At 68.6% G+C, this 13344-nt stretch carries 10 protein-coding genes; 5 read left to right on the top strand and 5 right to left on the bottom strand.

Annotated elements, in window-relative coordinates:
• Position 1: 1 nt before the first annotated feature.
• Entirely contained in the window at positions 2 to 2065 is a 2064-nt protein-coding gene (locus KY572_RS35455) for a PrkA family serine protein kinase (RefSeq protein ID WP_224248117.1), read from the bottom strand.
• A 586-nt stretch (positions 2066 to 2651) separates the two neighbouring features.
• Here KY572_RS35455 and KY572_RS35460 point away from each other — a divergent pair.
• Positions 2652 to 4187, top strand: coding sequence for an ArnT family glycosyltransferase (locus KY572_RS35460; protein WP_224248118.1), 1536 nt, complete (start codon positions 2652 to 2654; stop codon positions 4185 to 4187).
• Between the two features lie 21 nt (positions 4188 to 4208).
• Here the strand turns inward: KY572_RS35460 and ruvX are convergent, their stop codons facing one another.
• The gene (gene ruvX, locus KY572_RS35465) at positions 4209 to 4661 is read right to left on the bottom strand and encodes a Holliday junction resolvase RuvX (protein WP_224248119.1); all 453 of its coding nucleotides are present in this window, start codon (positions 4659 to 4661) and stop codon (positions 4209 to 4211) included.
• 207 nt (positions 4662 to 4868) lie between these two features.
• On the opposite strand from ruvX, the gene KY572_RS35470 reads away from it, so the two are divergent.
• Complete coding sequence (locus KY572_RS35470) at positions 4869 to 6029, top strand: hypothetical protein (RefSeq protein WP_224248120.1); 1161 nt, start codon at positions 4869 to 4871, stop codon at positions 6027 to 6029.
• A 6-nt stretch (positions 6030 to 6035) separates the two neighbouring features.
• The gene (locus KY572_RS35475; protein ID WP_224248121.1) at positions 6036 to 6557 is read left to right on the top strand and encodes a tetratricopeptide repeat protein; all 522 of its coding nucleotides are present in this window, start codon (positions 6036 to 6038) and stop codon (positions 6555 to 6557) included.
• A 129-nt stretch (positions 6558 to 6686) separates the two neighbouring features.
• On the opposite strand, the gene KY572_RS35480 is transcribed toward KY572_RS35475, so the two are convergent.
• Positions 6687 to 7880, bottom strand: coding sequence for a M48 family metalloprotease (locus KY572_RS35480; protein WP_224248122.1), 1194 nt, complete (start codon positions 7878 to 7880; stop codon positions 6687 to 6689).
• 148 nt (positions 7881 to 8028) lie between these two features.
• Here KY572_RS35480 and KY572_RS35485 point away from each other — a divergent pair, with 148 nt between their 5' ends.
• Positions 8029 to 9021 (top strand): hypothetical protein, encoded by a 993-nt coding sequence (locus KY572_RS35485; protein ID WP_224248123.1) that lies wholly within the window; start codon positions 8029 to 8031, stop codon positions 9019 to 9021.
• Between the two features lie 71 nt (positions 9022 to 9092).
• Entirely contained in the window at positions 9093 to 10583 is a 1491-nt protein-coding gene (locus KY572_RS35490) for a hypothetical protein (RefSeq protein ID WP_224248124.1), read from the top strand.
• A 49-nt stretch (positions 10584 to 10632) separates the two neighbouring features.
• Here the strand turns inward: KY572_RS35490 and KY572_RS35495 are convergent, their stop codons facing one another.
• Both KY572_RS35495 and KY572_RS35500 read right to left on the bottom strand, forming a co-directional pair.
• On the bottom strand, positions 10633 to 11376 hold the full coding sequence (locus KY572_RS35495) for a hypothetical protein (protein ID WP_224248125.1): 744 nt from the start codon (positions 11374 to 11376) through the stop codon (positions 10633 to 10635).
• Positions 11373 to 13160, bottom strand: a complete 1788-nt coding sequence (locus tag KY572_RS35500) for a PilZ domain-containing protein (RefSeq protein ID WP_224248126.1) — start codon at positions 13158 to 13160, stop codon at positions 11373 to 11375. The genes KY572_RS35495 and KY572_RS35500 overlap by 4 nt, the downstream gene beginning before the upstream one ends.
• Positions 13161 to 13344 lie beyond the last annotated feature (184 nt).

A 13344-nucleotide genomic window follows, 5' to 3' on the forward strand; every position in this document is an offset into this window, starting at 1 on the left:
CCTACTCCTTCGCGTCGCCGCGGGCGAAGATGCTCGCCACGAAGTTGAGCACGTCCGTGGAGCAGATCTCGCAGTAACCGTAGTTCTTCATCATCCGGTCCTTCACGAGATCGATCTTCTCCTGCGTCTCCTTGTCCACCACGCTGGACACCAGGTTCTTGAGCTTGATGCTGTCCTTCTGATCCTCGAACAGCTTGAGCTCCAGCGCCTTGTGGAGTCGCTCGTTGGTCCGGTAGTTGAAGGTCTTCCCCTCGACGGCGAGCGCGCCGATGTAGTTCATGATCTCGCGGCGGAAGTCGTCCTTGCGGCTCTCGGGGATGTCGATCTTCTCCTCGATGGCGCGCATCAGGCGCTCATCCGGCTCCTCGTAGAGGCCGGTGTACTTGTTCTTGACCTTCTCCTTCTGGGTGTAGGCCTTGATGTTGTCGATGTAGTTGCCGCACAGCTTGCCGATGGCGTCCTCATCGGCGGAGATGGCGCGCTGGACCTCGTTCTTGACGATGTCCTCGTACTCCTGCTTCACGGTGGTGAGCAGCTCCTTGAAGCGCTTGCGGGCGTCCTCGCTGTTGATGAGCGAGTGCGTCTTGAGGCCCGCGTCCAGCTCGTTGAGGACCATGAAGGGGTTGATGCAGCCCTCGCCCTTGTCGCTCACCAGGGCGTTGGAGATCTTGTCCTGGATGTAGCGGGGGCTGATGCCCTCGAGGCCCTCGCGGACGGACTCCTTGCGGAGCTCCTTGATGTTGTCCTCGGTGAAGTTGGGCAGCGTCTTGCCGTTGTAGAGCTTGAGCTTCTGCAGGAGCGACAGGTTGTGCTTCTTGGGCTCCTCCAGGCGCGTCATCACCGCCCACATGGCGGCCATCTCCAGGGTGTGCGGGGCGATGTGCTTGCCCTTGATGGCGCGCGAGTTGAAGTCCTTCTCGTAGATCTTCACCTCCTCGCCCAGCTTGGTGATGTACGGCACGTCGATCTTCACCGTACGGTCACGCAGCGCCTCCATGAACTCGTTGTTCTCGAGCTTCTTGTACTCGGGCTCGTTGGTGTGGCCGATGATGACTTCGTCGATGTCCGTCTGGGGGAACTTCTTCGGCTTGATCTTGTGCTCCTGCGAGGCGCCGAGCAGATCGTAGAGGAAGGCCACGTCCAGCTTGAGCACCTCGACGAACTCGATGATGCCGCGGTTGGCGATGTTGAACTCGCCGTCGAAGTTGAAGGCGCGCGGGTCCGAGTCCGAGCCGTACTCGGCGATCTTCCGGTAGTTGATGTCGCCGGTGAGCTCGGTGGAGTCCTGGTTCTTCTCGTCCTTGGGCTGGAAGGTGCCGACGCCGACGCGGTCCTTCTCGCTGAAGATGAGGCGGTTGACGCGCACGTGGCTCATCACCTTGGCGAAGTCACCCTGGTACTGCGTCATCAGCTCCTTGAAGACGAAGCGGCAGGCGGGGCACAGCTCGCAGCCATCCGGGATGGTGTAGCCGCTGTCGGGAGGGGACAGCTCGGCGAACACCTTGGGGCGCCACTCACGAGGGATGAGGTTGAGCGGCTCCTCGTTCATGGGGCACTTCATCTTCTCCTTGATGACCGTGCCGTCCGGCTGCTTCTTGTCGGTGGTCCAGGAGTAGGTGTACGCGGCACCCTCGGGCGTCTTGGAGTACTCCTCCATGCCCTTCTTGAGCAGGCGGGCGATGGTGGACTTGGAGGAGCCGACGGGGCCGTGCAGGAGGATGACGCGCTTCTCGGTGCCGTAGCCCTGGGCGGCGGACTTGAAGACGTTGACCAGCTTCATCAGCGGCACGTCCAGGCCGAAGATGGCGTCACGGCCGCCGAAGCGCTCATCACTGAAGAAGTGGTAGCGGATGAGCTTCTTCTTGTTGTCGATGTACTCCGTCTTCCCGTGGCTGAGGATCATGTCGTAGATCCTCTGGTAGGCGGTGCGGGTGATCTTGGGATTCTTCCGGACGATCTCGAGGTAGTCCTCGAAAGAGCCCTCCCAGTTGAGCTCCGCGTAGGTCTTCGCGTCCTGCATCGCGGCGATCTTGGAGACCCACGAACCCTTCTCAGCGTCCTTCATGTCTCTCCCTCGAGGCCACCCGAGGGCGCGGGAGTCGCGCACACGAGGGGCCAGAATTTGAACCTGGGGGGCTGGATACCCATTCCGATGCACCCCGCTAGCGGGTCCCAGGCAACAACGCTCCTGGCGCCCCTTCGGGACCCCGCCGCGGAGTGGGACCGCGTGGTCAGCACGTGTCGGAAGTGCCAGTTGGGGGCACCCCCTCCACGGGGTGAAAAGGCATCCTGATTATAAGGACCCCAGTCCCGGCGGGTAGGGTCCAGCGGGTCATCTCCCCATCAGTGAACGTCCGGGACCGGTGGCCGACCGGCTCGGAGGCTCAGTTGTGGGGCAATATCCCCTATGTATGGACATAACGGCGGGGGGGTGTGACGTGCAACCGAGCCTGCTGGAGGGGTAGGGGTGAAGGTAGGACACTCGGCCCATGGGGTTGGAGTGTCGGGCAGTGAGCAGGAGGGGAGGTGGGAAGGGGGCCGGGCAGGGGAGCAGGGGTCGCTTGGTTTTGGGCCCTGCCTGCGTATCCTCCCGCGCCTCCATGGCGTCCGCACTGTCCTCAGTCCCCGCAGCCTCCCCCTCGCCCGAGCCGATGCTGTCGGCGGTGCCCGAGCCCGAGCGTGAGCCGTCCCCGCGGCTGCTGCTCGGGCTGTTGATCGTCGCGGCGCTGGTGCCTCGGCTGGTGGTGTTCCCGGTGAACGAGAACCTGTACGGGGACGCGGTGGCGCGCACGGAGCTGGCCGAGCGCTGGCTGCAGGCGCCGCACTTCATCCGATCATTCAAGGATGGGGCGCTGCAGTTCGGGCCGCTGCACCTGTACATGGTGGGGGCGGCGCTGAAGGTGATCGATCGGGAGCACGCGGGCCGGGCGGTGAGCCTGCTGTTCGGCGTGCTGTCGGTGGTGCCGCTGTTCGCGCTGACGCGGCGCTACTTCGGCTGGCGCGCGGGGCTGTGGGCGGGCCTGGCCTTCTGCGTCTGGGGCATGCACCTGCAGATGTCCACCACGGCGGCCAGCGAGGCGGTGGCGCTGTTCTTCATGCTGAGCGTGTTCGCGCTGTTCTCGCAGGCGCTGGAGGAGAGCCGGTTCGGCCCGCTGTTCGGGGCGGCGGTGGTGCTGAACCTGGCATGCGCGCTGCGCTACGACGCCTGGATGTACATTCCCCTGCTGGCGGTGATGCCGCTGCTGTGGAGGGGGGACAAGGTGGCGGGCGTGACGATGGCCGTGTCCTTCGGCCTGCTGTGCCTGCCGTTTCCGCTGCTGTGGATGCAGGGCAACGAGCTGGCGCACGGCGATCCGCTCTACCCCATCAAGTACATCGACGAGTTCCACAAGAACTGGGTGGCGAGCTCGGGCGGCGGGGGGAAGGACTGGTGGCTGCGTGCCCAGGGACTGGGCTTCTGGCCGGGGACGGCGCTCTTCACGCTCACTCCGGGGGTGGCGCTGCTGGGGATGGCCGGCATGGTGAAGGCGTGGCGCGAGCGGCCGGAGCTGCGCTGGCTGGTGCTGGCGGCGCTGGTGCCCACCGCTTACTACACCTTCCGGGCGGCGGTGCTGCTCGACTTCATGCCGCTGGGGCGCTTCACGGTGACTCAGGTGGTGCTGGTGCTGCCGTTCGTCGCGCTCGGCCTCAAGGCATGCGTGGGGGCGTGGGGGGCAGGGGCGGGCAAGGCGGTGGCGGGGACGAGCCTCGCGCTGGCGGTGACGATGCCCGTGGCGCTGGGCCTCTCTACCTTCCGGGTGGACGGGAGCTGGCGCGACTCGCTGAGGCCCGTGAGCCCGACCTCCACCAATCCGCAGCCGGTGATGCAGGCGGTGCGCTTCATCGAGGCGGAGGTGGCGGAGAAGGGGAAGGCGTTCGTGCTCGACAGCGACGATCGGTACATGGATCTGCAGCTCGGCTTCTTCGTCGGGCTGCCCGAGGCCCGCATGGTGCGGATGCGCTGGGGCGGCTTCCGGCAGCGGGTGGAGACGGAGCGGCCGGAGTACCTCGTGCGCTTCGAGCAGGGCGCGCTCGCGCGGGAGCCCTGGGTGAAGCTGGAGGGGCGCACGCTGAGGCTCGGCGACGTCACCTATGAAGAGGTGGACGGCTTCTCCGCGCCCGTGCACGTCTACCGGCTGCGGCCGTAGCGGCGCCGAGCCCCGCGGGGCTCAGGCCTCCGGGTCGTAGTCGTCCGCATGCCCGTCGGCCACCGAGCGGTGGGCGTCGAGCCAGCCCTGGAGGATGAACTGGGCGGCCACCTGATCGATGACCTGGCGGCGCTTGGCTCGGGAGAGGTCCGCCTCGAGCAGGGTCCGCTCGGCCGCCACCGTGGACAGCCGCTCGTCCCAGAACTCCACCGGCAGGCCGAGCGCCTGGCTCGCCGCGTCGGCGAACTTCCGGGAGGCCTCGGCGCGCGGGCCCTCCGAGCCATCCATGTTGAGGGGCAGCCCCACGACGAGGCGTGAGGCCTCGTGCTCGCGCGCTAGCCCGGCCAGCTCCGCGAGGTCCGCCTTGAGGTTGGTGCGCCGTATCGTGGTGACGGCCTGGGCGGTCAGCCCGAGCCCGTCCGAGACGGCCACCCCGATGGTCTTGGTACCCACGTCGAGGCCCAGCGTGCGCATGGCCGCGGGACTCTAGTCGCAATCTCGCGCCATGGACCGCACCGTCCACGGACAGGGACGGCTCGCCGTCGGCTGGCCAACCTAACCCACTGAATTCGTTGGATGCGGAGCAGGCGAGGGCGTCGGCATCGCCGGTGCAATCGCCCGGTGCGTCCGATGCGCGGCGGCTTGCGACTCCAACCTCTTTCCCGACGCGCGGGAGGCAACATGCTCGACTTCATCAAGAACGCAGTGAACACGCTGGCCGGGCCGATGGCGACCGCGGTCGATTTCGCGGGGGACAAGCTGGGCCTTCCCCCGATGCTGACCAACTCCATCAAGGCGGTGGCCGGGGCGATGACCGGCAACGTGATGATGGCCGCCAGCGGCGCGATGGGCGTCATCTCGGATCTGCAGAAGGATCCGCCGGCCCAGACGGAGTTCTACCCGGCTCGCGACATGTCCAAGGCCCAGGAGGGTTATGCCCCCGCCGGACAGGCCATCTCGACGTCCACCACCGTGAGCTCCCGCCCGGGCAGCACGGCGGGCACCCACGCGGCCAGCACGGCGAGCACGGGCACCCTGGAGCCGAGCATCCTCGAGTACCGGGACGCGCTGCGCACCATCGCCGCCAACTTCGGCATCCTCGACACGCTCTGCGGCAAGAAGAACGAGAAGATCGACGCGCAGACGCTGGCGATGGCCGCGAACCTCTCGACGCTGTCCCCCGAGCTGCGCAAGGCGGCTCGCTTCCTCTGCGCGCACCCCGAGTACCGCAACATGGTGGACACGGCGGGCAAGGGCGGCAGCGTCGATGGCACCATCAGCCAGCTGGACGTGCAGAAGGCGCTGAAGAAGGTGAACGAGGACATCGAGCGCCATGGCGTGCGTCAGCCCGCGCCGTCCACGCCCGCTCCCGCGCCGTCGACTCCGCCGCCCGCGGCCGGTACTCCGCCGGCGGGTACGCCGACGAATCCCGTGGAGACCCGGCCGGAGCCGACGCCGTCCACGCAGTGCCCTCCGGCGACCCCGGCGCCCGGGGCGGGCAGCACGAACTCCGGCAGCGTGAGCGACATCATCAACAACCCGAACATGAGCCTGGAGGAGAAGCTGCAGGCCATCCTCACGCTGATCTCCCGCGACACGGATGACGAGATCCTCGACGTGATGAAGGAGATGTCGAGCGTCCGCGACGAGCGCGCCGGCCTGGGCACCGACGAGAAGAGCCGGGCCCGCGAGGCGAAGCTGGAGACGACGATGGAGCAGCTGAACCTGCGCCTCCAGAAGCTGATGGAGAAGCGCAAGCAGATGTTCGACCTGATGAGCAACATCTCCTCGAAGTTCAACGAGATGGCCAAGCAGGCCATCCAGAACATGGGCCGGGCCTGAGCCGCCATGGGACGCGTCATCAAGTACCAGGGAGACAGGACGATGGAGATCCGGACCGAGACCGTGGAGAAGCTGAAGGCGTTCGCGCGGGGCCAGGCGACGTGGGCGGAGGTGGAGGGGATGAGCTTCGAGGAGGCGAAATCCATCGCGCAGGTGGGCTGTGAGCTCGCCGCGGCGGGGCGCTACCAGGAGGCGCGCATCCTCTTCGAGGGGCTGGTGGAGGGCAACCCGAAGGACGCGGCCAGCCGGGCGGCGCTCGGCACCGTGTACCAGAAGCTGGGCCGGCTGCAGGACGCCATCAGCGAGTACAGCGCCGCGCTCGAGCGCGATCCGCGCAACCCCGTGGCCCTCGTCAACCGCGGTGAGCTGTACCTGCGGCAGGGCAACCGGCAGGGCTTCACGGACGTGACCCAGGCCGTGGAGGCGGATCCGCACGGCGAGACGTCGGCGGGCCGTCGGGCCCGGGCGCTGGTGAAGGCCATCACGCTCGTGGCGGTGGAGAAGATGAAGGAGAGCCCGCAGGCGTAGCGCTTGCGGCTGGGGGAAGGGGGGTGATCGGGTGATCGCCGGGCTCGAGGGGAGGGCTCGGCGGCAGCGCTCGGTGGGTGGGCCCGTGAGGGACATGGGCCATGCGAGGGCCCACCCGCCGACGCTGATTCAAGGCACGGAGATGTCGGCGACGCGCTCGCCGATGGGCGGGTGGGTCAGGCCCTTGATGACCACCCATCGAGGAGGCTCGGGGTCCATCTTGTTCAACCTCGCGGCCTTCACCAGCATCTGGCGGAACGTGGCGGGGTCGTTCGTCAGGCGCAGCGCGTAGCGGTCGGCCTCGCGCTCGCGCTCGCGGGAGAACGCCGCGGAGACGGGCGCGGACACCGTCATCACCACGTAGATCAGCAAGGGGATGAGCGGCAGCGTGCGCGTGTCCGCGAACCGGGTGGTGCCGAACCAGCCGCGCGCCGCCGACAGCTTCAGGAGCCTGTCGATCGCGAAGAGGAAGGCGACCAGCGCCACGGAGGAGGCGATGCGGCTCGGCCACTGGGACTCGTTCACGTGGCCCGCCTCGTGCGCGACGGCCGCGAGGATCTCCCCCTCGGTGAACTCCCGGAGCAGCACGTCGTTGAGCACGATGGTGCGCGTGGGGCCCTGGCCGGCGAAGTAGGCCTGGACGCGGTTGGAGGCAACGGACGTCTTCTCCACCAGCACGTCGGCGAAGGCGATGTTCGCGCGGGCCATCAGCTCGGTGAGGTGGGTGCGCAGGGGACCGGCCTCCAGCGGCGTCTGATCGTAGAAGGCGCGGCTGCGGTACGGGTCGAGCGCGGAAGCCACCAACATCAGTAGAGCCACGGGCACGCCCAGCACCAGCCACCAGCGCCGGAGCCGCCGCGCCAGGCCGTACAGGCCGAGGACCAGGGCGGAGACGACGATGACACTGGCCAGGAGCTCCTTGAGCTCGTCTCGCGCGTACGTCAGCGGCGTGTGCGTGGACATGCCGTATTGGTGCTCGAGGATGTAGCCGAAGTAGAAGTCGCTCGGAGCGGTGACGAGCTTCAGGCTGAAGTCCACGCAGAGTGCGAAGAGCAGCGCCGTTCCCCAGCCGGGCTCTCCCCAGAGCCTGTCCATCGCGCTGAGGAACACGCGGCTGACCGGCGCGGTGCGCAGGAAGCCCAGTCGGGAGCCGAGCCAGGCGGCCGAGGACTGGGCGAGGCGGTAGAAGGGCTTGTTCAGCGGCCCGAGCGCCAGCGCCAGGAACCCCACGTAGACGAAGGGGTTCACCGCGGCACGGATGTAGTACGGCAGGCTGTACGCCTTGATCTCCGCGAGCTGCGCGGGCGTGAAGATGGGCTCCATGGGCGGGGAGAGGCTATGCCGGCTCCGCCCTGTGTGCCCAGATGCACCCCGCGTGACATGCGGGGCGCCTTCGTGGCGCGTCAGGTCGGCAGGGGGCAGCACCGTGGTATAGGCGCAACCCACTCGATACCCGTTTGAGGAGTTCCTGATGCGCTTCGTGCTTCCCCTGGTCGCACTGCTGGTCACGGCCGGCCCTGCACTCGCCGATGATTCCACCCGCGTCGCCCCGAAGGAGCCTACCGGCGCTCCTCCGAAGGCGGCCGCTCCCGAGGCGGGACCGGCGCTGCGCTTCGCCTGGCCCTCTCCGTCTCGGGTGAAGGTGACCGAGCGCATCCTCAAGAAGGGCAAGCGCTCGGTGGTGAGCTACGACGCGGTGTTGTCGGCGCGGTCGGGCGGTGGGTACGAGGTGAAGATCGACAAGTTCCAGTTCCTGGAGATGGAGGGGCGCGACCTCACCCAGGGTCCGCTGCCCCCGGAGCTCAAGGCGGCCGCAGCCATCGCGAGTGCCCTCCCCACGCTGGTGATCTCCGCTGACGGAGAGGTGTCGGACGTGGTGGGGATGGAGGAGGTCATCGAACGCACCACCGCGCTCGTCCCCGAGGAGAAGGGCATGCGCGACCAGGTGCGCAGGACGCTCTCGCAGCCGGCGATGATGCAGATGATGAAGCAGCGGGTGGGTGACTTCTGGAGCACGTGGGTGGGCGCGTGGGTCGGCGCCGATCTGGCCGCTGGCGAGAAGCGCACCGGCACGGTGCCGATGCAGCTGCCCTCGGGGAGCGTGGACAGCCAGGTGACGATGCACCACCGCGGGTCGGATCCGGCCTACAAGGGCTCGGTGCACCTGGAGGTGGAGACGGTGCTCGAGGGTGAGCCCTTCCGCAAGGCGATGGCAGGTCTGGTCTCCCAGATGATTCAGTCCTCCGCCGCCAAGGACCAGGCGCCGGACATCGACAAGATGCTCAAGTCGGCGCGCCGCGTCTCCACCGTGGAGGTGGTGACCGATCCCGCCACCCTGCGGCCCTACCGCGCGCGCATGGCGCAGGTGACGAAGCTGCTGATGGAGGGCCAGGAGCGCGAGGAGCGCGAGGAGCGTGAGTACAGCTTCGCGTGGCCCACGAAGGAGAGCGGCAAGCGCCGCTGAGCCGAGAGCTGGATCGGCAGTCCCACTTCCGATAGCCGAGCCCATTCGAGAGCCGTGACGAGGGAGACTTCATGAGAAGGCGGTGTTTGACGTTGTGCCTGCTGCTCGCGCTGGCCGCTTGCAAGGAAGACGATGACGCCACTCCGGATGGGGGCAGTACCTCGGATGGGGGCGGCACCTCGGATGGGGGCGGCACCTCGGATGGGGGCGGCACCTCGGATGGGGGTAGTACCTCGGATGGGGGCGGCACCTCGGATGGGGGTGGCATTCCGGATGGGGGTGGCATTCCGGATGGGGGTGGCATTCCGGATGGGGGCGGCATCCCGGATGGGGGCAGCACTTCGGATGGAGGCACCCACCAGGAGCCGCCCTTCACGAGGCTCACGCTCGATGGGACGGCCAACGAGCTCCAGCCGCTGGCCCTCGCGGTCGGGCCGGGAGACGTGCTCGGCGTGGCGTACTTCTCTCGCGTCACTCCCACCTCGGCCGACTACGAGATCCGTTACATCCAGGTGGACAACGGACAGGTCTCCGCCACCGAGAAGGTGGCCACCGTGCAGCGCGTGTATGGGCTGTCGCTCGCGTTCGACTCGAACGGCCGGCCGGCGGTGGCCTACCTGGGAGGCGGGAGCGATCAGTCGGTCTTCTGGCTCCAGAGCGACACGGCGGTGGCCTTCCGTACTGGCTCGAACCAGTGGACGGAGAGCGTCGCGGTGAGGCTGAGCAACGAGGCTCTCTCGGGCAATCCCGTGAGTGACAGCGGCTTCCTGGTGGGGCTCAATCCCTCCCTCGTCTTCCAGGGCACGCAGGCCATCGTGGCGTACCGGGACGGGCACAACGGCCAGTTCCCGCAGCAGGACTGGGCCGGCAGCGATCTCGAGGCCGTCACCGGCGCTCCCGGGAGCTGGTCGCCTCGCATCGTGGCGGCCGGCGGCAACAACAGGCAGGCCTATGGCGGCCACATCTCCATGGTGATGGCCGACGGGCAGCCGGCGCTGGTGCACGACCAGATGTTTGGCGGCGCGGATGGCTCGGGGGCCAACGTCCTGTTCCAGCGGCGTAACGCGGATGGCTCGTGGACGCAGCCCCTCCAGGTGCAGTCGGTGTCCAACACGCAGCGGGGCGCATCCCTGGCGTGGGACCCGATGCGGGGCTTTGGCATCGCGGTGCTGGAGCGCTCCGTCAATCGGCTCACCTTCACCGAGTGCACGGGCACCACGGCGACGGAGTGCACCGTGGCCGCCGACTGGACGACGCCGGATCCCGTCTACGAGTCGGGTACGGGCGGCTGGTACCCGTCGCTGGCCATCGATCCTCGGACGCACGAGCCGTCCATCGCCTTCTACATCTGCTCGTACACGGCCGGGGCGAATGAGAACTCCTGCAAGCCGAGCGATGATGAGCTGCGTGTCACCACCCGCAGCCAGAGCATCTGGCGGGAGGTGCTGGTGGACAGCGAGGGCGGTTGGATGCCGAAGATGGCGTACCTCTCCACGGGCCGGCGCGTCATTGCCTACCGCTTGCCGGCCAATGGCTCGCTGATGCTCGCCCTGGAGCGATGAGGGCGGACGCGAGTGGCTCAGCGCCCGCCGCCAGTCGGAGGTCGGGCGCTCAGGCCGCCGCGCTCACCGGAGTCCACGCCCCTCGGGAGGCGCTCAGGCAGTCCCCGAGGAAGCGCAGGTAGCAGTCCAGCCCCCTGGAGCCGATGGCCGCCAGCCTGCGGGCCCGCTCTGGCTGCGGCGCCAGGGCCTCCTCCATCATCCGCTCGTTGAGCGCCGTGTGCCCGACGTCCACCGCGGCATGCTCGTTGAGGAAGGACAGCTGCTCCATGGCGTCGCGGCCGAGCACCCGAGTGACCTGCTCGAGGATCTTCGGCACCAGCTCCACCGCCAGGTAGCCCACCTCGTACTCGATGGCCGCCTGGCCGATGGGCAGCTCGCTCGTGATGGTGTCGTCATGCAGCTGGCGGTAGGCCCGCATGGCGTCCGTGGGCGGCTGGGCAATCAAGGCCTCCGCGTCGAGCTGCTGCTCGTAGCGCCGGTTCCAGCGGCGCACCAGCACCCGCGTGTCCTCGATGGTCATCAGGTGGTGTCCCGCCTCGTGCCGCGAGTGGGTGATGAGCCCCTGCCCGAGCTTCTCCATCCCGAGCGCGATGCAGCGCTCGCCCGCGCCGCGGATCCATCCCTCCACCGGCTCGGTCATGTACGCACCGCGCGCGGACCACTCGATCATGAAGCGCTCCAGCAGCGCGGGGGAGATGTCCGGGGACAGCAGGGCTCGCACCGTGGGCTCCGTCTCCAGGCGGGCTCGGGTCTCCATCACGTGAGGCAGGTACAGCGTCTTCATCAGGTTCATGACTGCTCCTTCTCGGGTGGGGTGGGCAGACGGCCTGCTGTCTGCGTGTGGATGTGCTCCAGGAATTCGGGGACGAGCTCCGCGGAGATGAGCCAGAGGTACGGCTGCGCGCCGCCGTGCGCGTCCGCCGGGGAGGCTTCCGAGGCGTGGCTGTCGAGTCCGTCCTCCTGCATGAGGACGAAGGTGTCTCGGCCCCGGCTGGCGTACCATCCGCGCGCCGCGTCCAGCAGCGCCTGGCGGGCCTCTGGCTCCTCGGGAGCCAGTGGAAACAGGCGCATGGCGTCCAGCAGGCGGAAGGGGTTGGAGCCGCGCTGGCCTACCTCCAGCACCGCCGCCGCGAGAGGTCTGCCCCCATGGCGGGCGACCAGGATGTGACGCTCCCGCTCCAGCCTGGCCTCACGCCAGGCTCCGGTCGCGGCTCCCAGATCCAGGGACTCCAGGCTCAGATCCAGGGCTTCGATGTAGCTGGCGGGACGGATGCGGGCGAGCTCGCTGGCCAGCAGCGTCAGCTCGCCAGGCGTCGCCGGACCGACCGACAGTCCCTCCGAGAGCGCGCGGCCGGGCGCCGCGCAGGAGACATCCACCATCCGCAGGGGGAGCAGCAGCGTCCGACCCGTGCCTTCCATCCTCCGCGCGAAGCCGGCGTGCGCGCGGTGGACGAACGGCACCGTCCCCTCGATATAGGCGCCCAGCCAGCGGAAGCCGGGATCGCTCTGCGCGTGCTCCACCGTGCGGACATAGAGGTCCCGGAGGACTTCACCCGTGGAGCCCGGGCGCGGAGGGCTGCCCGGCCGCTTCGCCAGCTGGTGCACCAGCCACATCGAGCGGTACGGCTTCATGGAGGCGAGCGTCCCCTCCACGCCGCGAGTGGAAGGCCATGCCGTCAGACACATCAGGTGCGGCAGGCTCGCGGCCCGCTTCCCGAGCTCGAGGAAGCTCGTGCGCTGGTCCTCGAACGCTTCGGCCGAGTGGCTCGCGAGGCTGAAGTAGCCCGAGTCGATGAAGAGCTGCCACAGCGGCTCCACCCAGCTTCCATCGGTCCGCGTGGCGGGGCAGAGCGAGCCCGTGACGAGCTCCCTCCAGCGCTCCGTGTCGAGCTCGGTGAGCGGCTCCACGCGCAGGCCACAGACGTTCGTTCCCTCCGGAGTGGCCGACACGTGACGGACCTCCGCGCGCAGGCGGATGGGTTGCCCGTCCTCCGTGACGAGCACGCTGGACGGCAGCACCCGTCCAGGCTCGAGCCACTCCCCGGGCAGGAGCCGCACACCCAGCCCACCAAAGGAGACATCGAGCACCTCTCGCTCCCGCCCGGGCCAGGTGGGGAGCGGCAGATGGAGGCGTGTGGCGGGCGGCGGCGGGACACGCCGGTGCTGCCTGTGGCGGACGCGGACAAGGCGCTCCGGCAGCGGCGTCCGGAGCCGCTCCTCCTCCCAGGTGCCCTCCTGCAGGCGCAGGCGGTAGACCGAGTTGTAGCCCGCAACCTCGGCCTCGCACGGGAACGTGCCGCCCCGCTCGGCAGGTGCGGCGCAGCGCCAGTGGAGGCTCCTGGCCTTGAGATCGACCTGCTCCAGCACCAGGCGGGTCGCCCGGCCGCCCCGGCGCAGGAGGCCCCGCCCCCCCAGGGACACCGCCGTCATGAGCGCCAGCTGGATGCGCTCCGGCTCGACGAGCTCCTCCTGGACGCGCGGTGTGCCGCGAGCCTCATCGGGTACGGTGGTGCCGCGCGGATCCGGCTGCGTCCGTGGCTCTTCGATGAAAGCGTGGGCCCCGAGGTGCGGTGACATGGTGTGCATTCCCTGTGGGGACGACCGGATGTGCTCGTCCTTCTGGGGGCCGGCTTCAGCACGGGGCGTGCCAGCTGGCTCTCACCGCGCTCGCGGGCGCTGGAGCCCTGCTCAGGGCCACCATCACAGCGCTGGAGTGGAATGATGCAACCCACCTGCGTGCGGCAGGGGAGGGAGGGAGTCA

The organism is Hyalangium gracile (genome assembly GCF_020103725.1).
Lineage (GTDB): Bacteria > Myxococcota > Myxococcia > Myxococcales > Myxococcaceae > Hyalangium > Hyalangium gracile.